This is a genomic window from Pseudomonas sp. GW456-E7, from assembly GCF_059424105.1.
Genome location: NZ_JBWKZB010000028.1, coordinates 1 through 18,727, shown reverse-complemented (window position 1 = coordinate 18,727; position 18,727 = coordinate 1). Strand labels below are relative to the sequence as shown.

General features: G+C 59.5%; 23 protein-coding genes. 9 read left to right on the top strand and 14 right to left on the bottom strand.

Translation table 11 applies throughout. From position 1 onward, the window contains the following. The first annotated feature begins 122 nt into the window (after nucleotides 1-122). From AC07YV_RS18135 to AC07YV_RS18125, 3 genes are all read left to right on the top strand, one after another. Nucleotides 123-548 (top strand): YybH family protein, encoded by a 426-nt coding sequence (locus tag AC07YV_RS18135; RefSeq protein ID WP_102700532.1) that lies wholly within the window; start codon nucleotides 123-125, stop codon nucleotides 546-548. 66 nt (nucleotides 549-614) lie between these two features. Beyond that, nucleotides 615-959 (top strand): YciI family protein, encoded by a 345-nt coding sequence (locus AC07YV_RS18130; RefSeq protein WP_102700533.1) that lies wholly within the window; start codon nucleotides 615-617, stop codon nucleotides 957-959. A 1-nt stretch (nucleotide 960) separates the two neighbouring features. Then, nucleotides 961-2,196 carry an RNA polymerase sigma factor gene (locus AC07YV_RS18125; protein ID WP_102700534.1) on the top strand — a complete coding sequence of 412 codons (1,236 nt, stop codon included), beginning with the start codon at nucleotides 961-963 and terminating at the stop codon, nucleotides 2,194-2,196. A gap of 125 nt (nucleotides 2,197-2,321) precedes the next feature. Here AC07YV_RS18125 and AC07YV_RS18120 read toward each other — a convergent pair whose 3' ends face one another. After that, on the bottom strand, nucleotides 2,322-3,176 hold the full coding sequence (locus AC07YV_RS18120) for a LysR family transcriptional regulator (RefSeq protein ID WP_102700535.1): 855 nt from the start codon (nucleotides 3,174-3,176) through the stop codon (nucleotides 2,322-2,324). Nucleotides 3,177-3,266: 90 nt separating this feature from the next. Between AC07YV_RS18120 and AC07YV_RS18115 the strand changes: the two genes are divergently transcribed. Further along, a complete protein-coding gene (locus AC07YV_RS18115; protein WP_102700536.1) occupies nucleotides 3,267-3,701 on the top strand; it encodes a multidrug/biocide efflux PACE transporter in 435 nt (144 codons plus the stop codon). A gap of 133 nt (nucleotides 3,702-3,834) precedes the next feature. Here AC07YV_RS18115 and AC07YV_RS18110 read toward each other — a convergent pair whose 3' ends face one another. Continuing rightward, nucleotides 3,835-4,593: an SDR family NAD(P)-dependent oxidoreductase gene (locus AC07YV_RS18110; RefSeq protein ID WP_102700537.1), complete on the bottom strand. Its 759-nt coding sequence runs from the start codon at nucleotides 4,591-4,593 to the stop codon at nucleotides 3,835-3,837. A 122-nt stretch (nucleotides 4,594-4,715) separates the two neighbouring features. Between AC07YV_RS18110 and AC07YV_RS18105 the strand changes: the two genes are divergently transcribed. After that, complete coding sequence (locus AC07YV_RS18105) at nucleotides 4,716-5,612, top strand: LysR family transcriptional regulator (RefSeq protein WP_102700538.1); 897 nt, start codon at nucleotides 4,716-4,718, stop codon at nucleotides 5,610-5,612. Nucleotides 5,613-5,733: 121 nt separating this feature from the next. Here AC07YV_RS18105 and AC07YV_RS18100 read toward each other — a convergent pair whose 3' ends face one another. The 5 genes from AC07YV_RS18100 to AC07YV_RS18080 all read right to left on the bottom strand — a co-directional run bounded on the left by AC07YV_RS18100 (nucleotide 5,734) and on the right by AC07YV_RS18080 (nucleotide 10,541). Next, nucleotides 5,734-6,456 (bottom strand): TylF/MycF/NovP-related O-methyltransferase, encoded by a 723-nt coding sequence (locus AC07YV_RS18100; RefSeq protein ID WP_007946102.1) that lies wholly within the window; start codon nucleotides 6,454-6,456, stop codon nucleotides 5,734-5,736. Then, nucleotides 6,453-7,319 (bottom strand): hypothetical protein, encoded by an 867-nt coding sequence (locus tag AC07YV_RS18095; RefSeq protein WP_102700539.1) that lies wholly within the window; start codon nucleotides 7,317-7,319, stop codon nucleotides 6,453-6,455. Before AC07YV_RS18095 ends, AC07YV_RS18100 begins: the two co-directional genes overlap by 4 nt. A gap of 287 nt (nucleotides 7,320-7,606) precedes the next feature. After that, on the bottom strand, nucleotides 7,607-8,629 hold the full coding sequence (locus tag AC07YV_RS18090) for a transporter (RefSeq protein WP_102700540.1): 1,023 nt from the start codon (nucleotides 8,627-8,629) through the stop codon (nucleotides 7,607-7,609). A 227-nt stretch (nucleotides 8,630-8,856) separates the two neighbouring features. Beyond that, nucleotides 8,857-9,165, bottom strand: coding sequence for a PepSY domain-containing protein (locus AC07YV_RS18085; protein WP_102700541.1), 309 nt, complete (start codon nucleotides 9,163-9,165; stop codon nucleotides 8,857-8,859). 248 nt (nucleotides 9,166-9,413) lie between these two features. Beyond that, nucleotides 9,414-10,541 carry a glycerophosphodiester phosphodiesterase gene (locus AC07YV_RS18080; protein ID WP_102700542.1) on the bottom strand — a complete coding sequence of 376 codons (1,128 nt, stop codon included), beginning with the start codon at nucleotides 10,539-10,541 and terminating at the stop codon, nucleotides 9,414-9,416. A gap of 211 nt (nucleotides 10,542-10,752) precedes the next feature. Here AC07YV_RS18080 and AC07YV_RS18075 point away from each other — a divergent pair, with 211 nt between their 5' ends. After that, nucleotides 10,753-11,079, top strand: coding sequence for a DUF2025 family protein (locus AC07YV_RS18075; RefSeq protein WP_102700543.1), 327 nt, complete (start codon nucleotides 10,753-10,755; stop codon nucleotides 11,077-11,079). 116 nt (nucleotides 11,080-11,195) lie between these two features. Here the strand turns inward: AC07YV_RS18075 and AC07YV_RS18070 are convergent, their stop codons facing one another. Both AC07YV_RS18070 and AC07YV_RS18065 read right to left on the bottom strand, forming a co-directional pair. Then, nucleotides 11,196-11,519 carry an antibiotic biosynthesis monooxygenase family protein gene (locus tag AC07YV_RS18070; RefSeq protein ID WP_102700544.1) on the bottom strand — a complete coding sequence of 108 codons (324 nt, stop codon included), beginning with the start codon at nucleotides 11,517-11,519 and terminating at the stop codon, nucleotides 11,196-11,198. After that, entirely contained in the window at nucleotides 11,516-12,223 is a 708-nt protein-coding gene (locus AC07YV_RS18065) for a CTP synthase C-terminal region-related (seleno)protein (RefSeq protein ID WP_102700545.1), read from the bottom strand. The genes AC07YV_RS18070 and AC07YV_RS18065 overlap by 4 nt, the downstream gene beginning before the upstream one ends. Before the next feature lie 16 nt (nucleotides 12,224-12,239). On the opposite strand from AC07YV_RS18065, the gene AC07YV_RS18060 reads away from it, so the two are divergent. Continuing rightward, nucleotides 12,240-13,181, top strand: a complete 942-nt coding sequence (locus AC07YV_RS18060; RefSeq protein ID WP_102700556.1) for a LysR family transcriptional regulator — start codon at nucleotides 12,240-12,242, stop codon at nucleotides 13,179-13,181. A gap of 6 nt (nucleotides 13,182-13,187) precedes the next feature. On the opposite strand, the gene AC07YV_RS18055 is transcribed toward AC07YV_RS18060, so the two are convergent. Together AC07YV_RS18055 and AC07YV_RS18050 are read right to left on the bottom strand one after the other, a co-directional pair. Beyond that, nucleotides 13,188-13,718: a DUF1003 domain-containing protein gene (locus AC07YV_RS18055; protein WP_102700546.1), complete on the bottom strand. Its 531-nt coding sequence runs from the start codon at nucleotides 13,716-13,718 to the stop codon at nucleotides 13,188-13,190. Nucleotides 13,719-13,842: 124 nt separating this feature from the next. After that, nucleotides 13,843-14,454: a TetR/AcrR family transcriptional regulator gene (locus AC07YV_RS18050; protein ID WP_102700547.1), complete on the bottom strand. Its 612-nt coding sequence runs from the start codon at nucleotides 14,452-14,454 to the stop codon at nucleotides 13,843-13,845. Nucleotides 14,455-14,669: 215 nt separating this feature from the next. Between AC07YV_RS18050 and AC07YV_RS18045 the strand changes: the two genes are divergently transcribed. Then, nucleotides 14,670-15,728, top strand: a complete 1,059-nt coding sequence (locus AC07YV_RS18045) for an MBL fold metallo-hydrolase (protein ID WP_102700548.1) — start codon at nucleotides 14,670-14,672, stop codon at nucleotides 15,726-15,728. Between the two features lie 23 nt (nucleotides 15,729-15,751). Here the strand turns inward: AC07YV_RS18045 and AC07YV_RS18040 are convergent, their stop codons facing one another. Further along, nucleotides 15,752-16,072: a helix-turn-helix domain-containing protein gene (locus tag AC07YV_RS18040; RefSeq protein ID WP_102700549.1), complete on the bottom strand. Its 321-nt coding sequence runs from the start codon at nucleotides 16,070-16,072 to the stop codon at nucleotides 15,752-15,754. A 207-nt stretch (nucleotides 16,073-16,279) separates the two neighbouring features. Continuing rightward, nucleotides 16,280-16,597: a helix-turn-helix domain-containing protein gene (locus tag AC07YV_RS18035; protein ID WP_102700550.1), complete on the bottom strand. Its 318-nt coding sequence runs from the start codon at nucleotides 16,595-16,597 to the stop codon at nucleotides 16,280-16,282. A 252-nt stretch (nucleotides 16,598-16,849) separates the two neighbouring features. Here AC07YV_RS18035 and AC07YV_RS18030 point away from each other — a divergent pair, with 252 nt between their 5' ends. Beyond that, nucleotides 16,850-17,539, top strand: coding sequence for a DUF6933 domain-containing protein (locus tag AC07YV_RS18030; RefSeq protein WP_102700551.1), 690 nt, complete (start codon nucleotides 16,850-16,852; stop codon nucleotides 17,537-17,539). 19 nt (nucleotides 17,540-17,558) lie between these two features. Here the strand turns inward: AC07YV_RS18030 and AC07YV_RS18025 are convergent, their stop codons facing one another. Further along, nucleotides 17,559-18,524, bottom strand: coding sequence for a hypothetical protein (locus AC07YV_RS18025; RefSeq protein ID WP_102700552.1), 966 nt, complete (start codon nucleotides 18,522-18,524; stop codon nucleotides 17,559-17,561). Between the last annotated feature and the right edge of the window lie 203 nt (nucleotides 18,525-18,727).

Here is an 18,727-nt window from a genome sequence, read left to right as displayed (position 1 = left end):
CATGAATAGAACCTCGGATTCTAGCGATTCTGGCCGTTTGGATTATTTTTATTTCTTCTGTCGATTCGCCGGATCGCCAGACGACTAAGGGTGTCTTCCAATAAAAACCACGGAGAACCACCATGAACTCGCAAACCCAGATCCAGAACCTCATCGAGAACTATCGTCAGGCGGTCATGGCCAAGGACATTGAAAAAGTCATGGCCCTGTATGCCGATGACATCGTCTCCTTCGACGCGGTCAAGGCCCTGCAATTCAAAGGCAAGCCGGCGTACCGCGCGCATTGGCAGGCCTGCATGGAAATGTGCCCCGGTCCGCACATTTTCGAATTCGACGAAATCACCATCGAGCCGTCCCAGGAAATTGCGTTCGCTCACTGGCTGGCCCATTGCGGTGGCACCAACGACAAGGGCGAAACCCAGGCCTGCTGGATGCGTGTCTCGCAGTGCTATCGACAGGAGGCGGGGCTGTGGCAGATCGTCCACGAACATTGGTCGGCGCCGTTCGACATGACCAGCGGCGCGACGCTGTTCGACCTCAAGCCCTGATCGTCGGGAAACCGAGCCAGAATGCCAGTCAGCGACCATAGTTGATCGTTCGATAAGGAGAGCGTGATGAAGTACCTATGCCTGGTCTACAGCGATGAGCAACTGCTGCATTCACTGCCGGAAAGCCCGAAGGACGAAGAGTGCATGGCCTATGCCGAGTCGATCCAGGGCAGTGGCCGGATGGTCGCCGCCGAGGCGCTGGAGTCGGTGCAGACCGCCACCACCGTGCGCATGCGCAACGGCAAGATGTCGATCACCGATGGTCCATTCGCTGAAACCAAGGAGCAACTGGCCGGCTTTTACCTGATCGATGCCAAGGACCTCAACGAAGCCCTCCAGGTCGCCGGGAACATTCCGGCGGCCCGGGTCGGCAGTGTCGAAGTGCGCCCCGTTCGGCAGTTGAATCCTTAAGATGCCTGGGCTGCCGGTTCAGGCGCAGGTCGAGCGGGTCTATCGCGAAGAGTCGCGGCGCATTCTGGCGACCCTGATTCGTTTGCTCGGTGATTTCGACCTCGCCGAAGAGGCCTTGCACGAGGCGTTTTTCATCGCGGTCGAACGCTGGCAGCGTGACGGTGTACCGAACAATCCGCGGGCCTGGCTGGTGTCCGCCGGGCGCTTCAAGGCCATCGATGCCTTGCGCCGGCGCGCCCGTTTTGCCGCGTCGCAGCCCTTGCTGATTGCGCAGCTGGAGGAGCTGGAACAGGCAGACTGGAGTGATGAAGACGTGGAAGACGATCGCCTGCGGCTGATCTTCACTTGCTGCCACCCGGCCCTGGCGGCGGACGCGCAAGTGCCGCTGACGCTGCGGGAAGTCTGCGACCTGACCACGGAAGAAATCGCCCGGGCCTTTCTCTCGGCCCCGGCCACCATCGCCCAGCGCATCGTGCGCGCCAAGGCGAAGATCCGCGACGCGAAAATCCCTTATCAAGTGCCGACGCTGGCGGAGTTGCCCGAGCGCCTGGACAGCGTATTACGGGTGATCTACCTGGTGTTCAACGAGGGCTACTCGGCGTCCATCGGCGCCGAACTGGTCCGCGAGGAATTGACCCGCGAGGCGATCCGTCTCGGCCGGTTACTGGTGGAGCTGTTGCCGGAGCCGGAGGTGATGGGCTTGCTGGCGTTGATGCTGCTGCACGAGTCGCGGCGCCCGGCCAGGACTTCGGCGAGCGGCGAGCTGATTGTGCTGGACGAGCAGGACCGTTCGCTGTGGGACGCCGGGTTGATTGCTGAAGGCTGTGCGCTGATCGAGCACGCGCTGGGCTTGGGGCGATTCGGGCCCTATTGCCTGCAAGCGGCCATCGCGGCGGTGCATGCCGAAGCCTCGACGGCGGGGGAAACCGATTGGCCGCAGATTGTCGGCCTGTATGACGTGCTGCTGCGGGCGGTGCCGTCGCCGGTGATCGAGTTGAATCGTGCGGCGGCGATTTCCCAACGCGATGGACCGCAGGCGGGGCTGACGCTGGTCGATGCCATTCTGGCGCGGGGCGAACTGCTGGATTACCACCTGGCGCATTCGGCGCGGGCGGAGTTTTGTCGGCAACTGGGTCGTATGCCAGAGGCGCGGGCGGCGTGGGAGCGGGCACTGGCGTTGACCCGGCAAGAGCCGGAGCGGCGGTTTATCGAGGCGCGGCTCAAGGCACTGGATTGATGCGGCTGTACTGGCCTCATCGCGAGCAAGCTCGCTCCCACAGGGGCAGAGGTGTACACAAATTTTGTGACCAGACACAATAACCTGTGGGAGCGAGCTTGCTCGCGATAAGGGCCGAAGGACCTTCATTCCAGCATCTTGCCCAGCAACCAGCTCCCCGCCGGCCCCGGCGGATTCAGCCGCGACCACAACGCATCCACCGACACCGTTTTCGGCCAGCCGCGCACCACCAGTTCCTGCAAGGTCCCGGGCCCGAAGCGCTCCACCAGCCAGCGGGGTAACGGCGCCCAGCCGAATCCGCCCTGGGCCATTTCCAGCAGCATCAGATAACTCGGCGCCGACCAGACGCGGCCCTTCGCCCGACTTTCATAGGGATTGATGATGGTGGCCAGGCGCAGTTCACGGTGTTGTTGCAGTACATCCTGATCGACGTAGTCCAGCCTTGTCAGCGGGTGGGTAGGGGACACGAACAGGGCGATTTCCGTGCGCTCGTCCACCGTCGAACTGACCAGGTCCGGCGGGTAGCTGTCCTGCATTTCGGCGAAGGCAATCTGCGCCCGGCCGCTTTGCACCAGCGACACCAGGTCATCGCATTCGGCGATCAGGCATTCGAGTTCCAGGTCCGGGTAACGCTGCTCGAAGGCACTGAGTGACGCCTCGAAACGGTCCGACTGATAGGTATCGGACAGCGCCACCGTCAGCTTCGCTTCCACCCCTTGGGACAGTTGGCGGGCGGTCATTTCCAGACGACTGCTGGCGGCCAGGATGTCTTCGGCCCGTTGCAGCATGACGCGTCCGGCCGGGGTCAGCCCGGGCTTGCGGCTGCTGCGGTCGAACAGCGTCAGGTTGAGGTCGATTTCCAGGCTGGCCACTGCCGCGCTGATGGTCGACTGACTGCGGCCCAGCTTGCGCGCCGCGGCGGAAAACGAGCCTTGGGTCGCGGCTTCGACAAACGCCAGCAACACTTCGTGAGAAGCCATGAACTATCGCCTTGATCGATGGTTATTGGTTATGAAGTATCGGTGTGATGACGGATCATGGCAACCACAGTCACTCAACGGAGTACGGCCATGAGCGCCAACAAATCCATTACTGAACGTATTTTCCAAGCCATCGGTTTCGAACTGCTGGCCATTCTGATCTGTACCCCGCTGCTGGCCTGGATCATGAAGAAGCCGATGCTGGAAATGGGCATGGTCACCGTCCTCATCGCCGCCCTGGCCCTGGCCTGGAACGTGGTCTTCAACGGTATGTTCGACCGGGTGCTCAAGCGCCTCGCCATCGCCCACAACGCCTGGGTCCGCGTGGTGCATGCGCTGTTGTTCGAAGGCGGTCTGGTCGCGCTTGGCGTGCCGCTGATTGCCTGGTGGATGGATGTCAGCCTGTGGCAGGCGTTCCTGCTGGATATCGGCGTGTTGCTGTTCTTCCTGCCATACACCTACGTGTACCACTGGGGGTATGACGTGGTTCGGGAGCGGGTGTTGATAACTCGCGAGGCTTGCTAAGTAGCGTTTTTGTGGCGAGGGAGCTTGCTCCCGCTCGGCTGCGCAGCAGTCGTCGATGTTAGGGGCCGCTTCGCAGCCCAGCGGGAGCAAGCTCCCTCGCCACAGGGTTTTCCAACAGCCGTCTTTACTCGTTTTACAAAAACATCCCCCCCGACGCCTCGATGCGCTGGCCATTGATCCACTGGCTGCCCGGCGCCAGCAGCAGCGCAATCGCGGCGCCGATGTCATCCGGCAAGCCGGCGCGACCCAGGGCGGTGTTGTTCGCCACCAGGGTGTTCAACCCGGGGTTGTCGCGCACGGCGCCACCGCCGAAATCGGTTTCAATCGCGCCGGGTGCGAGGATATTCACCGCGATCTTGCGCGCACCGAGTTCCTTGGCCTGGTAGCGGGTCAACACTTCCATCGCGCCTTTCATCGCCGCATAGGCACTGTGGCCCGGCAAGCTGAAGCGGGTCAGGCCACTGGAAATGTTGATGATGCGCCCGCCGTCATTGAGCAACGGCAACAAGCTTTGCGTGAGGAAAAACGGCCCCTTGAGTTGGATGTTCACCAACAGGTCGAACTGCTCGACGGTGGTGTCGACGAAGTTGGCGTGCAGGCCGATCCCGGCGTTGTTGATCAGAAAATCGAAACTTTCGCGCTCGAAGTGGCTGTGCAGGACCTTCGCGACTTCGCTGGCGAAGGCACTGAAGCTTTCACTGCGGGCAACGTCCAGTTGCAGCATGACGGCGCGACCGCCCAGGCTTTCGATCTCGGCCACCAGTGCCTGGGCCTCATCGGCGCGGCTGTTGTAGGTGCCGATGATGTCGATGCCTTGGGCAACCAGATGCAGGGCTGCGTTTTTGCCGAGGCCGCGGCTGGCGCCGGTGATCAGTGCGATTTTACGGTTCATGGGACTTCCTCAGGTGCAGTGGGCGGTTGATGTGAGGAAGTTTATTTATCCGTGCAGGGGTGATAAACAGAGTGAAATCGGAATCACTGGTCGGATAAACCGAACAATACAAGAGCAGGCTGATGAACAAACTGGAACTGTTGCGCACCTTTGTCCGTGTCAGCGAGATGTCGAGTTTTACCCTCGCCGGAGAAAGTCTTGGGCTGCCCAGATCCACGGTGTCCGAGCATGTGCAGGCGCTGGAGGCATTGCTCGGCACCCGGTTGTTGCAACGCACCACGCGCAAGGTCCAGGCGACCCAGGATGGCCTGGTGTTGTATGAGCGCAGCAAGGACCTGTTGTCGCACATGGACGAGATCGAGGGCTTGTTTCGCCAGGACGAGGCGTCGCTGGTGGGGCGCATTCGCATCGACCTGCCGAACATTCTCGCCCGTCGCGTGATCATGCCGCGCCTGCCGGCGTTCATGGCGCAGCACCCGCTGCTTGAGCTGGAAATCAGCAGCACCGACCGTCGGGTCGATCTGCTCGCCGAAGGGTTCGATTGCGTGCTGCGCATTGGCGCCCAGCCGGACCAATCGGTGGTGGCGCGACACCTGTGTGACTTCACCATGGTCAATTGTGCCAGCCCTGCGTATTTGCAGCGCTATGGCGTGCCCGAGCGGCTGGAGGATCTGGCGCGGCATCGGCTGGTGCACTACGTCGGCGTTTTGGGTTCGCGTTCGGAAGGCTTTGTGTACGTTGACAAGGGGCAGGTGCAGCGACTGCCGATGGCCGGCAGTGTCACGGTCAACAGCACCGATGCCTATGAGGCCGCCTGCCTGGGTGGTTTCGGCCTGATTCAGGCGCCGAGAATGGGCATGCAGCAATACCTGCAGAGCGGTGAACTGGTCGAGGTGTTGTCGCCGTTCAATGCGCCGTCCATGGAGGCGTCGCTGCTCTATGCCCGGCAGCGGCATTTGCCGGTGCGGGTGAGGGTGTTCATGGATTGGCTGGGGGAGGTGATCCGCTCAGAAGTCTGAAACCGTGCTTTTTGTGGGAGCGGGCTTGCTCGCGAAGGCGGTTTGTCATTCAGCAATGATGGTGACTGACACTCCGTCTTCGCGAGCAAGCCCGCTCCCACAGGTATTGCGCCACTTTGGATCAGACGTGGAAGTAACCCACGCACGAATCGAACGGCAGGCGCTTGAGTTCGATCTTGTTCAGGTCGAGCACTTCACGCAGGGCCTTGGTTTCGCCCGGGAAGTTGCGGTAGGCGACTTCGTCGAGCACCACGATCGCGCCTTTGGGCATGTACGGCAGGAAGGTTTCCAGCGCGACTTTGGTCGATTCGTACAGGTCGGTGTCGAGGATCAGCATGGCCACGACCAGGTCCGGACGGGTCTTGACCCACTCCGGCACGGTCTTGACGATGTCGCCCTTGACCAGCTCGCAACGCGGGATGCGGTTGACCGGGCGCAACAGGTCGTTGGCGTCGATCATGTCCTGGATCAGCGACTGGTCGGTGTCGGAGAACATGGTCTCGTTGACGTCGGCCGGGTCTTCTTTCTTGTCGATGCTCTGGAAACCTTCGAAGGTGTCGAAGCCGATGATCGAACGGTTGATCGCATAGGGCTCGAGAATCATCGACAGGTGCATGTAGAGCATCAACGAGTTGCCCTTGTACACGCCGCATTCAATGATCGCGCCCGGTACTTCCGCGACCTTCTTGAACAGCTCCATACGCGACAGCGCGGCGGTCACGCCAATGCGGTTGGCGAAGACGAACGGAGCGTCGGCCACGTATTCGGCATCGACCCGTTTCAGGACGTTGGCGCGGGTTTCGTTGTATTGGGCCTCGGCGGGCGTGATGCGACGCTTGGTCATTGCTGGATTCCCTGGAAGTTCGAAAAGTCGTGGACGTGGAAAAAGTCTTTGAAACCGGCACCGACATCCGGGCAGGCATTGTCGACGTTGATTGCGCCGCGCTTGTGCCTGACGTCGTCGAGGTGCATCAGGCGAAAGTCCACGCTGAAGCGGGTCTGTTGTGTGTAATTGGGCACGGTGCCGTGCAGGTGCGAGCCTGAAAACACCAGCATCTCGCCCGTGTTGCCGGCGACGCGCAGTTCGGAGGCCGTGTTGATGGCTTCGGTGGGCACCGGGTGTTGGCGTGCCTCTTCCTTGATGTTGTCCTGGGCGCGTTGGCGTTGCACGCCGATCCAGTCGGCCAGGCTCCACTGCGCCGAGGTGTTTTGCACCGGGGCGTCGAAGTAGGCCGGGTTGATCATCATGGTCTGGTCAGGCTGGATCGTGTAGACCGGCATCCAGGTATTGATCTGGCAGTCGACTCCGCCGTACCAGGTATCGCGATGGGGCTTGTAGGCATAGCTGACGCCGGCGTGCAGGTAGTCGTAGTTGGGCACGACACGAATGCGCGGTACGTCGAAAATGAACTCCTCGGGAGCGGCACCGATTTCGTCGGTGAAACTGCGGATCAGCTCCTTGGCCCGCAGGCTGTTGGTGAACTGACCCTTGAGACGAGTCACCAGTACCACGAACTCTTCCACCGGCATCAGCGTGTGCAGCGCCTGGTGGTTGGTTTCGCCATCGAAGGCCGCCGTGATGCTTTCCTGGGCAAAGCCACACAGCTCTTTGGCGGCGCGCAACTGAGTGTTCAGGAAGATATCGCCGGCGTAGATGGCTTCTTTGAAGTCAGCTTTGTGTTGAAGCTGATTGATGTACAGATTCACGATTCCACTCCTGAATACATCGAGTCTCTTAAGAGTCGGCCACACGTTAGCAAACTGAAGTGCAATCTGGCGGGTGCCGGATCAATAACCGCGCAAACCCCTGAATTTGCGACGAAATGCGTTTGCATCCCGGCTCAGACACTGGTCGGGATGAGGTTGTGCGCCTTGTAGGAGCTGCCGAAGGCTGCGATCTTTTGATCTTGTTTTTAAAAAGCAAAGTCAAAAGATCGCAGCCTTCGGCAGCTCCTACAGATGTAGGGGGTGCCATTGGCTGCGATCTTTTGATCTTAATAATCCTGCTGCTTGCGAAACGCCCAGCGTCCGGCAATCACGGTAAAGGTCGCGACCAGTGCCACCAGGATCCAGAAACCTTCCGGGTCATCGGCCAGCGGAATGCCGCCGACGTTCATGCCGAAGAAACCGGCAATGATGTTGATCGGCAGCGCCAGCACCGTCACCACTGTCAGGGTGAACAGCGTGCGGTTGGTCTGTTCGTTGATGTTGGCGGCGATCTCTTCCTGCAACAGCTTGATCCGCTCACCCAGCGCCGTGAGGTCGTTGATGATCAGCGCAAACTCCTCGGTGGATTTGCGCAGTTCCTTCACGTCTTCCTTTTGCAGCCATTGCGGCGGCCGGTTGAGCAGGCGCAGCAACGAGCCTGGCTCCAGCGCCAGCAGCCGTTGCAAACGCACCAGCACCCGGCGATTGGCGCCCAGCTCGGCGCGGTTGGTCGACAGGCGCGAGGAGAGCAACTCGTCTTCGATCTGGTCCACGCTCTGGCTGGTCTTGCGCACGATCTGGGTCAGCACTTCACCCTGGTCACGCAGCAGATGCACCAGCAGCTCCAGCGGGGAGCGAAAGCATTCCCGGGCCTTCACCGACGAGCGCAACTTGTCCACCGAGTGCAGCGGCTGCAGGCGAGCGCTGATGATCAGCCGACTGCGGGCGCACACCCACAAGGTCGAGACATCCGACGAGATCAGGTTGCTGAGGTTGAACACCACGTCGTTGACCACCGCCAGCAGCGCGGAGTCGACATGCTCGATGCGCGTCGAGCGCGAGCCTTCGTGCAGCGCCTCGAAAAATTCCTCGGGCAATTCCAGGTGGCTTTTCATCCAGCGCTCGCACGCGGCATGGGCGAGGTTCAGGTGCAGCCAGAGAAACTGTTCGTCGCTTTCCGGTTGTTGCAGGAACTGCAAAGCCTCGGCGGAATTGATTTCCCGACCGGCCTCACCGGGGCGAAAACTGAAACCGTAGAGCAGGCCGAACAGATCCGTGTCGCGATGGCTTTGATCGAGGCTGTGGTTCATGAGGACTCGCAAGGGGGAGGCGCCTGTTGCGTGTTTTACAGGTTCACTTGAGCGGCATCATCGCAAGCGCGGATGACTTTTTTGTGACGCCAGTAGTGGCGGCAACTGCCACGCAATCACTGTTGCAGGCCTTGCAGGATGAGGGCGGCAGCACGTCCGCCTGATCAATCATCCAGACGCAAAAAAGCCGCACGACTTTCAAATCGTGCGGCTTTTGCTGGGGGGCATCAGTCGTCTTGTTTGTTCTTCAGGACTTCGCCGGTGGCGGCGTTCAAATCCACGTCCCATTCAACATTGCTGGCGTCACGCAGTTCGACTTCGTACTCGTAGATAGTGGAGTGTTTGTCCAGGTCGCTGTCGGTGATGGTGGCGCCCGGGTGCAGCTTCAACACGATCTGGTTCAACTCTTCCAGCGGCTTGATCTTGCCTTCCTTGACCAATTGAGGGATCTGGTCGACAGGCACATCTTTTGCCTGGGCCAAACCCGCGGTGAGCATCAGGGTCGCAGCGGTGAACAAAGCAGTCAGGGTCTTCATGGGCTTCTTTCCTTGGGTGATCTGTTTAAGTGAGATCAGGTTAGCTTGTGTAACTTAAGCCACCCTTAAAACCCTCTACATGTCCTGCATCAATTCCTGTGGGACTGTGCCCGAACATACAAACACAAATACATAACCTGTGGGAGCGGGCTTGCTCGCGAATGCGGAGTGTCAGTCAACGTGGATGTTGAAGCTGATGGCCCTTTCGCGAGCAAGCCCGCTCCCACAGGGTTTTACGCGACTCTGGATCAGTAGCCGTTGTTCTGTAGCAACTGCGCGACACTCGCCGCTGCCGGACGTTTATAGAACTTCAACAACTCACTGGCGCGGTTGGTGAAGATCCCGTCGACGCCGGCGTCCATGACTTTCTGGTAGTCCACTGCATCGTCGATGGTGTAGACGTGCACCAGCAGGCCCTGATCGTGGGTGTACTGGTTCATCCAGGGTTGCACCAGATCCGAGTAGCTCTGGTCGCCACCCTGGGTCAGTGCAGCGGACGGGCCGGTACCGATGGCGCCCTGGGCCTTGGCGTAGTCGACCCAGCGCTGGAATTCGGCTTTATCCTTCGGTTGTTGTTTGGCGTAGTAAGCGGCTTTATCTTTTTCGCCGGACTCGGCAAAGGTCACCTTGGACTTGGGCTCGATACTGCCTTCACCGACCCACAGCAACAGGATCTTCGGCACCTTCGGCATTTCCTTTTGCAGCAGTTCGAGACTGCTCTTCTCGAAGGTCTGCAGGACCACCTTGCCGTTGCCCTGGCCTACCGCCAGCGCGCTGTTGGCCGGTTTCGATTCGCTCGGGTTCAGCCAGCCACGGGCCTGGAGTTTTTCCTTGAGGTCGTGTTCGATGCCGGGAAACTGCTTGGGCTCCTTGGTCTCGATGTACAGCCCGGGCTTGTGCTGGGCGCTGCCCTCGGCGATGTCGATGATTTCATCCAGGGTCAGAATCTTCAGGCCGGCGAAAGCAGGACGCGCGCGATCCGGGTAGGCGGCATTGAACCAGCTGCCCGCATCCAGGGTTTTCAACTCGGCCATGGTGAATGCATTGGCCGGGCTGTCCTTGCGCTCGGGGAATTTGCTGGCGACGTCGGTCGTGCGTTGCAGGTTGTTGTCGTGCAGGGCGAACAGCACGCCGTCCTTGCTGCGCTGCAGATCCAGTTCCAGGTAATCGGCACCCAGGTCGCGGGCCGTCTTGTAGGCCGCGGCGGTGGATTCCGGCGCATCGAAAGACGCGCCACGGTGGGCGATCACCGCCGGGTGCGGAATGCCCAGGCGAGTCGCCAGTTCCGTGGGACCGGGTTCGCTGGCGGCCTGTGCCTGGCCGAGGCCTAGCAACAGGCTCAACAACAGGGCGCTTTTAGTGAAGGTTGCGGGCATGGTCGAGGTCCTTTCGCAATGAGTGAGCGGTCCCTTTTAACAACTCATCTTTGCAGACGCTATCGCGAGACCGACATAAATCTGCCTGAAGCTGATTTTCGTCAGCGTTTTTGTGCGCCCGTTTGCAGTACGCTGGCGCCCTGCAATTTCCCCGGCAGAGGGAAACGCAGGCCCTGCGTGTAAACCAACGATCACCATTGCGGGGTTTACCATGCGCATCACTTCCCAGCTCATCTGCCAGGCGGCCGACCAACTCAAAGGCTTCGTCGGCCTCAACCGCAAGACCGGCCACTACCTCGTGCGCTTCAGCGAAGACTCGTTCGGCATGGACGTGGCGGACGACGGCATCATCCCGACCAGCGAATTCGTCTGGGGCGCGGGGCCCGGGCAGGCCATGACACTCAAGCGCGAATTGATCCAGTTGTTGCTGGACCAGAACATCGATGACCGGATCAACATCACCGAGCCGTTGCGGGTGTACATGAACCGGGGGGAAGTGCCGGAGATATCGGCGGTTCGCAGTCGGGTTCAGGGTTGAGTTTTTTGTGGTGACTGTTCTGGCCTCTTCGCGAGCAAGCCAGCTCCCACAGGTTGCCATCAATCCTTGTGGGAGCGGGCTTGCTCGCGAAGACGGCCTCAACAACACCGCATCATTTACTGATTAAACCCGTAGGCCCGCTCAACCCGACACACCCGCGTATAACACCGCGCATACCAGGTCGAACGCCCACGCTCGCGAATCGCCGTATGCTCAGGATGATGCTTCCACGCCAGAATCGCCGCCTCACTGGCCCAATACGACACGGTGATTCCCAGCCCATCCTCACCCCGAGCCGATTCCACGCCGAGAAACCCCGGCTGTTCACGGGCGAGCTCCAGCATCCTTGCAGCCGCTTCGGCGTAACCCTGATCACCCTCGGTGCGCAGCGAGGTGAAGATCACCGCGTAATAAGGTGCCGCTGGCGTATCGGCGATCATGACGAGCGCCCCGCACAGGCTTCGACAAAGGCGCCAACCAGCGGCGGCAAGACACCTGCGAGTGCCGCCCGCTCGGGCTGAAACAAGGTCGCGACAAAGAACGGATGGCCGCTGAGTTCGACCGCGCGCAGTCCCTGTTGCGAATCGTGGCCGACGGCATGCAGCTCGCGCTTGAGCAACTCCCCTTCGAACTGCGGATTCACCCCATAGCGACAGCGATAGCCTTCATGAATCTCGGCGCTTTCGTACGCCTGTGCGATCAACGAGCCTTCAGCCAGATGAATGGAATCGACGGCCTCGACCAGCGCACACGACAGTGGCGTCAGCAGCGCCCGTGCTGCATCGGGCGCCGTCTCGCCGTGTTCGGCATCCGACCAGCCCAGCACATTGCGTGCATATTCCAGCGCCGCGTGCTGAAAGCCGCCGCAGGTGCCGAGGAAAGGTCGCCGTTGTTCGCGGGCAAAACGGATCGCCAGCAATGCACCGTCCATGTTGCGATACGGACTGGCCGGCACACACCAGAAGCCATCGAACGGGTGCAGCGGTGTCTCGGCGTGGATTTCATCGGTGGCCAGCCATTGCCATTGCACGTTCAGGTCGCTGTGTTCAGCGGCCATTTCAAGGGCCACGGGAATGGCCTGGTGGGCGGTGACTTGCGGGTCGTAGTCGCCGATCAGGGCGATGCGAATCGGAGGATTTTCCATGAGGGGGCCTCTGCACTTGTTGATTCCTGAGGCCCACTATAGATTGGCGTTCACGCACTCAATATTGGCGTTTTCCCAAGTGATCAATGCAGCGACGCACTATCGACTGGACTACCCGGACCTGGCCTTGATCCTCGCATTGGTACGCGGCGGCTCTCTGTCTCGCGCCGCGCAGCTGTTGAAGGTGGACGTTTCGACGGTGTTTCGAGCAGTGCGCCGGCTGGAGGCTGCGCTGGGTCAGCAATTGTTCGAAAAAAGCCGCACCGGTTACCTGCCCACCACCCTGGCGCAGTCACTGGCCGAGCAGGCCGAGCGCGCTGAACAGGCGCTGGAGGCGGCGCGCATCGGTGTGGAGCAGGGGGGTGAAGTGATCAGCGGCATCGTGCGCCTGACCTGTACCGATTCGGTCCTGCAAGGTTTGCTGTTGCCGGCGCTGGCGCAGTTCATGCCGAACTATCCGGCGCTTACGCTCGAACTCAGCACGTCCAATGATTTTGCCAACCTCAGCCGCCGGGATGCCGATATCGCCCTGCGCCTGACCCGCACGCCACCGGAGCATCTAGTGGGACGGCGACTGGGGGATATTGCCTACCGCGTCTGCGCCAGTGAGCGATACCTGCAATCGGTCAACACCACAGACCTGGCCTCATTGACCTGGATCGCCCCGGATGACTTCCTGCCGGATCACCCGACCGTGACCTGGCGTCGCCAGGCCTTGCCGGGCGTAACGCCGGGTTACCGTTGCAACAGCATGCTGTCGGTGACCGAGCTGGTCAGGGCGGGGCTGGGTGTCGCAGCGTTGCCGGACTTCTTGATCGGCGAGGGATTGCGTCCATTGGGCGAGCCCTTGCACGGATACGACACCGCGCTGTGGCTGCTGACCCGTCCCGACTGCCGGGCCTTGCGCTCGGTGGTCACCTTGTTCGATGAGCTGGGGCGGGCGCTGAAACTGCCGTGAAACCGTTCAGGCCTGTGGCTTATCCTTGGGCACGAACTGCTCATGCATTTGCGTCGTAAGGTTTTCGATGCGCTCGGTAAGGGCCTTGGTCATCTCCGTGAGGCGGGTGTTCTGCTCAAGCAGCTCCAGCAGTTGCGCGGTGTTTTTCGCGGCTTCTGCCTGCCGCTCACTGTTGGCGGTCGCCAGCGCTTCGCGGTGCTGCGCATCGGCATCGGATTGGGCCTTGTCCCGCGCAGCCTGACGCGTCTGGGCCAACAGAATCAAAGGCGCGGCATAGGCCGATTGCAGGCTGAACGCCAGGTTGAGCAGGATGAACGGGTACGCATCGAAGTGGGTGACACCGGACAGGTTGAGGCATACCCAGACCACCACGATCAGCGTTTGGGCGCCAAGAAAGGTCGGGGTGCCGAAGAACCGCGCAAAGGCTTCCGCGCGCAGGGCAAACTTGTCATTGCCAAAGGTCGGCGCCAGATGGGCGTGATGGCGATGGAAACGCAGGTGATCGACGGGGGCGGCGGTTTCGTGGCTGGTGGTCATGATGCTCTCTGTCTGGCGCTGGGACTGAAGCTCACTATAGCCTCAGCGCCAGTTTCATTCTGAAACACATGTGCCATTCCAATCAGAGCCATCCATCCTTCGACATCGCCGTTGACCTTGTCATTTATTGCAACTGATAGCAGGCCAGAAACATGTCCAGCGCGGACTCGGCCACCTGGTGTTGTTCTTCGGGCGACAAGCCAGGCTTGCCCATGGAAATCTGCGGCCAGAAGGCAAACGACTTGAGCAGCCCTTGCACCTGCTGTGCGGCAAAATCAGGGGCAATGGCTTTCAATCGACCGTCGGCCTGTGCGGCCCGAATCCATACCGTCAGCCCTTCTTCGCGTTCGCCCATTCGCGCCACCATATCCTGCGCCCGCTCCGGGGAATGAATCGTCGCCGCTATCGCCACCCGGGCCAGATCGAGAAAGTTGTCATCGCCCAACATTTGCAGCTTGGCCATCAGCAATACACGCAATTGGTCGCGCAACGGCAGGTCGGGACGGTAGGCCGTTTCCTGTTCTGCCATCACCCGGATCCATAACTGATTGAGGGTCTCGGCGAACAACTCTTCCTTGCTGGGAAAGTGGTTGTACACCGTGCGCTTCGACACACCGGCAGTGGCCGCAATCCTGTCCATGCTGGTGATCTCGAAACCGTTGTCACGGAACTCGTTGATCGCGGCTTGAATGATCGCTTGGCGTTTTCGGTCGGTGAGGCGCTGTGGAGCTGTCATAAGTACGCTTCGGCAGGAAGAAATGGGAAATTACACTCAGCAGTTTACTTGTCGCCGACTTTGATGCAACCTAGAAACTACACTGTGCAGTGTAATGTTTTGTTAATCCTGCCCGGTAAAAATAGAAAGTCCGGCTGATGCGTGCGTGCCTTGGCCATTTATCGTCCCAAAACGGAGAATCGCGTCAAACGCGGTTTTTCTGGAGTCATTCAGTCATGGCCAATTCAAACTCCCCGGTGGACAACGCCTCCACCCCTGAAGCGTCCCGACAGGCTCAAGGCCAGTATCAGAACTTCACACCGGTTCAACGTTTAAGCTTTGGCAAAACCATGGGCATCCTGTGGAACGCGCTGTTTCACAAACCGCAAAACACCCGCCCGAGCGCCCCCGTCCCGGTGCAAACCCTGACGCAAGCCGCGCTGATCGCCGCGCCCAATCACAGCGTCTATCGCCTGGGCCACTCCACGGTTCTGCTCAAGTTGCGCGACAAATTCTGGATCACCGACCCGGTCTTCGCCGAGCGCGCTTCGCCCGTGCAATGGGCCGGCCCCAAGCGGTTCCACCAACCACCGATCAGCCTGGAAGCATTGCCGCCGATCGAAGCGGTGATCCTGTCCCACGACCACTACGATCACCTGGACCATCAGGCCGTGCGCAAGCTCGCGGACAAGACCAAATACTTCCTTACACCGCTCGGCGTAGGCGACACCCTGATCAAGTGGGGCATCGACCCCAGCAAAGTCCGCCAACTGGACTGGTGGCAAGGCACGGAAGTCGAGGGCATCCAGTTCATCGCCACACCATCGCAACATTTCTCCGGCCGTGGCCTGTTCGACAGCAACAGCACCCTCTGGGCCTCGTGGGTGATGATCGACGGTGACACGCGCATTTTCTTCAGCGGCGACAGCGGCTACTTCGACGGCTTCAAACGCATCGGCGAACAGTACGGCCCATTCGACCTGACCCTGATGGAAACCGGTGCCTACAACGTCGACTGGCCGCACGTGCACATGCAACCCGAACAAACCCTGCAAGCCCACCTCGACCTCAAGGGCCGCTGGCTACTGCCGATCCACAACGGCACCTTCGACCTGTCGATGCACGCCTGGTACGAACCCTTCGACCGCATCCTGGCCCTGGCCTGGGAACGCAACGTATCGATCACCACACCGCAGATGGGTGAAGCGTTCAACTTGATGCATCCTCAGCGTGGTGGTGCGTGGTGGCTGGCGGTGGAAGGGGAGAGTGAGCGGGTGGTGGTGCAGAACGCGTAGAGTGATTGGTTGAGTTGTAGGCCTCAGCTAAAAAACACTTCAATTCGGCCCTCTTTGCGTGAGCGCGGGGCCGACTTGACCACGATTTGCACATCCCGTCCGAGAAGTAACAGGCATTCCATCATCTTGGCCTCACTGATCCCACGAAATTTTCCGCGCAACATTTCAGATAGCTTGGGCTGTGACAGGCCTAAAATTTCGGACGCCTGAACCTGGGTCAAATGGCGGGCCTTGATGATTTCGCCAATTTTTGCAGCCAACTGGGATTTGACTCGCATTTCATTGGCGTGGGGTGTCCCGAGATCTTCGTAGACGTTGCCACTGCTTTCTTCGATTTCAATCATTTCAATTCTTTTCGCATAAACGGGCCCTCCTGTAGGAGCGAGCTTGCTCGCGATGGACTCAAGGACACCGCGTTTATCCAGGATTTGCGCGTTATCGTTAACGTCCATCGCGAGCAAGCTCGCTCCTACAAAAAACGATGCGTGCACCGCCTTTTGATTTATGCGAAATATACCAATATAGGAATAATCGTCAATCGATGAATTGGCTCACTCCACCATCGCAAAATCCGCCCGCCCAACCGGATTCGGCGTCGACCCTTTCACATTCATCCCCTGCCCCGGCGCAAACCCGGGGAAGAACACCAGCCCTTCCGATTCGAACCGATAGGCCAATGCCAGGCGCGTGACATCCAGTACCTCCTGGCGTGCCTCGAAGCGTTGAATGGCCTCCACCGAGACTCGGGATTCGCGCGACAGCTCTTCCACACTCCAGCCCAGCATCGCTCGGGCCTGGGCGCAGTGGGCCGGGGTGAATTGGAAGAGGGCGATACGTTCCAGGGTGATTTTCATCGCTTGAGAGGCCATGGTGTTCTCCGGGCTCGAGAGTGTTGGTCAAAATATACTGTGTTTTTGTACAGTTGTTTTGAGCCGAGATCAATTGCAATTTTTGATGTGTCTTTTTGGCCGGACGAACGGTGGCTGTCCCGGTACGAGGGGAAACACCGTCGAAGTCGCCAGGGAATCACATCTCGATTTGAGGGTTGGTAAAGGTGGTTTTTTTCGCAAGAATAGGGGGGAGTCCCGCAGGGCTGACCAACCTTTATCAGAGAACCAGGGATGCTGATTTTCAACTGCACCGAAGCGGCCAGTAAATTCTTCAGTCGTGTGCACAAGGGCAAGAAAATTACCACGGTGGAGAATCCACCATCGCCCATCATTGAAGACGATGAGTCGAATGAGTCAGCCGAACAGTGGCTGGTTCATGCCATCACGGTTCAACGCAAACACGTGCTGTTCGCCATTCACATTCCAACCCGTTACTGCATGATTTTCGCCGATGCCAAAAAGGCCGACGCCGAGGGGTTTGTTCAACGTTTTGCTGATCGCTGGATTAGCGGGCTGATACGCCATGCAGGGCAGTTCGACATCCTTCAGTGGGTCGATGCCGAGCCGATGATGGAGCGCTTTCAAGAAAGCTGTGGTCAGTTCGTCCTGTACCGGCGCAGCCATCGCAGTGCGCAAAAACACATCGATGAAATCGCCTGGATTTTTCAGGATGTCGCGGCTGAACGGGGCTCTTTACCACCGGATGAGTTTTCGGCAGAGCGATTCGACGGCGACATGAATGACTGCCCAAGAAACAGCAAAGGCCATAAAGACTATTACTACCCGGATGAGGAAATGTTGGCTCACTGGCTACGCCAGTACTGCAGCCTCGGAGAATCCACTATCCAGACCGCGCTCGATCGACGTATGGAAGTGAAACGGGAAATATGGGCGATACAACGGCAGTTGGACGCAGACTAAAACAACCCACTGGTTCGAATCACTTGTCCGCCAACCCCGGCGCTTCCCGCACAATAAAGTGATCCAGATTCTCGATGTTGGCACTGAACACCCCGAACGTCTGCTCGGGGTTTTTCTTGCTCGGGACCTGCTTCAGCTCAGGCGTCACGCCATAAAAGAAGCAGTACAATTCCCGCCCGCTCTCGATGGCATGCTTGATCTCCTCCAGGAACGCCTTGCGCTTGCGGTAGCTGTCGATGAGCTTTTTGCTCAGGTAGACATTGACCGAGTAAGGCCTCTTTTCGAACCAGACCTTCTTCTCGAAATCGATGCGAAAGCTCTGGGTGTAGTCCTTGATCTCCTTGACCTTGCCCCAGTAAATCAGCCCCTTGTTGTCCTGCAGGTATTCAATCTTCTTGAAAAACGAGCCATAAGGCGCGGTGTGCTCACCAATCTTCAGCGGCACGCGCTTGAGCAAATCCTTGTCGTCGAAGTTCGATACGAAACACTCCACCGGATGGGCGAAGACGCTGGTCTTGTCCGGGGCCGATTCCCTGCCCGGCTGCTCGACGTTGCTTGCCACCAAAGGCGTTGGCGACTCACCCCGCACCCCGTCCGCCGCAACCTTCGGGCTGGACGGCTTACGCACATACTCACGCCGAGTCAGTAACAATTCCGACGGGAAGTTTTCCTCGCGGCTGTCATCCGTTTCCGCCTCATCCACACCCGGCGCCGGCGTCTTCAAGCTGACATAAGGGCAACCCTCGACATGCCGCGTACTCGGCAAGTTCTTGAAGTGCGGCGTACGCACGTAATTCACATTCTTGGCGTTGAACGTGCCCAGCTCATTGGCCGCATCGAACGCCAGACGACAGGCATCGTTGGGGCACTGGAAGTGTTCCCGGGCGGAGTCGAAATCCATCGTCTCGTCGAAATTCAGATCCCGAACGTCGTAGATCGACAACTTGTCGTTGAGGCTGAGGCAGTAGGCGAGGTCGAATTTCATGTCGGCTTCCAAATCCTTTAGGTGAACAGCTTCCAGTGATGGCGCATTCGAAGCAATAGCTACACTGAGATCACCTCGATATCGCCGAGTCTGCACGGCCCATCAACGAGTGAATGTTCCATTGTGGGAGCGAGCTTGCTCGCGATGGTCGTTAACGATGCCGCGTGTTTACTGACTAAACGCGGCGCTCTTGAGTCCATCGC

Coding starts and splice junctions, on each gene's coding strand:
- AC07YV_RS18135 (WP_102700532.1), top strand. CDS start 123: ATGAACTCGCAAACCCAGATCCAGAACCTCATCGAGAACTATCGTCAG.
- AC07YV_RS18130 (WP_102700533.1), top strand. CDS start 615: ATGAAGTACCTATGCCTGGTCTACAGCGATGAGCAACTGCTGCATTCA.
- AC07YV_RS18125 (WP_102700534.1), top strand. CDS start 961: ATGCCTGGGCTGCCGGTTCAGGCGCAGGTCGAGCGGGTCTATCGCGAA.
- AC07YV_RS18120 (WP_102700535.1), bottom strand. CDS start 3,176: ATGGCTTCTCACGAAGTGTTGCTGGCGTTTGTCGAAGCCGCGACCCAA.
- AC07YV_RS18115 (WP_102700536.1), top strand. CDS start 3,267: ATGAGCGCCAACAAATCCATTACTGAACGTATTTTCCAAGCCATCGGT.
- AC07YV_RS18110 (WP_102700537.1), bottom strand. CDS start 4,593: ATGAACCGTAAAATCGCACTGATCACCGGCGCCAGCCGCGGCCTCGGC.
- AC07YV_RS18105 (WP_102700538.1), top strand. CDS start 4,716: ATGAACAAACTGGAACTGTTGCGCACCTTTGTCCGTGTCAGCGAGATG.
- AC07YV_RS18100 (WP_007946102.1), bottom strand. CDS start 6,456: ATGACCAAGCGTCGCATCACGCCCGCCGAGGCCCAATACAACGAAACC.
- AC07YV_RS18090 (WP_102700540.1), bottom strand. CDS start 8,629: ATGAACCACAGCCTCGATCAAAGCCATCGCGACACGGATCTGTTCGGC.
- AC07YV_RS18085 (WP_102700541.1), bottom strand. CDS start 9,165: ATGAAGACCCTGACTGCTTTGTTCACCGCTGCGACCCTGATGCTCACC.
- AC07YV_RS18080 (WP_102700542.1), bottom strand. CDS start 10,541: ATGCCCGCAACCTTCACTAAAAGCGCCCTGTTGTTGAGCCTGTTGCTA.
- AC07YV_RS18075 (WP_102700543.1), top strand. CDS start 10,753: ATGCGCATCACTTCCCAGCTCATCTGCCAGGCGGCCGACCAACTCAAA.
- AC07YV_RS18070 (WP_102700544.1), bottom strand. CDS start 11,519: ATGATCGCCGATACGCCAGCGGCACCTTATTACGCGGTGATCTTCACC.
- AC07YV_RS18065 (WP_102700545.1), bottom strand. CDS start 12,223: ATGGAAAATCCTCCGATTCGCATCGCCCTGATCGGCGACTACGACCCG.
- AC07YV_RS18055 (WP_102700546.1), bottom strand. CDS start 13,718: ATGACCACCAGCCACGAAACCGCCGCCCCCGTCGATCACCTGCGTTTC.
- AC07YV_RS18050 (WP_102700547.1), bottom strand. CDS start 14,454: ATGACAGCTCCACAGCGCCTCACCGACCGAAAACGCCAAGCGATCATT.
- AC07YV_RS18045 (WP_102700548.1), top strand. CDS start 14,670: ATGGCCAATTCAAACTCCCCGGTGGACAACGCCTCCACCCCTGAAGCG.
- AC07YV_RS18040 (WP_102700549.1), bottom strand. CDS start 16,072: ATGATTGAAATCGAAGAAAGCAGTGGCAACGTCTACGAAGATCTCGGG.
- AC07YV_RS18035 (WP_102700550.1), bottom strand. CDS start 16,597: ATGGCCTCTCAAGCGATGAAAATCACCCTGGAACGTATCGCCCTCTTC.
- AC07YV_RS18030 (WP_102700551.1), top strand. CDS start 16,850: ATGCTGATTTTCAACTGCACCGAAGCGGCCAGTAAATTCTTCAGTCGT.
- AC07YV_RS18025 (WP_102700552.1), bottom strand. CDS start 18,524: ATGAAATTCGACCTCGCCTACTGCCTCAGCCTCAACGACAAGTTGTCG.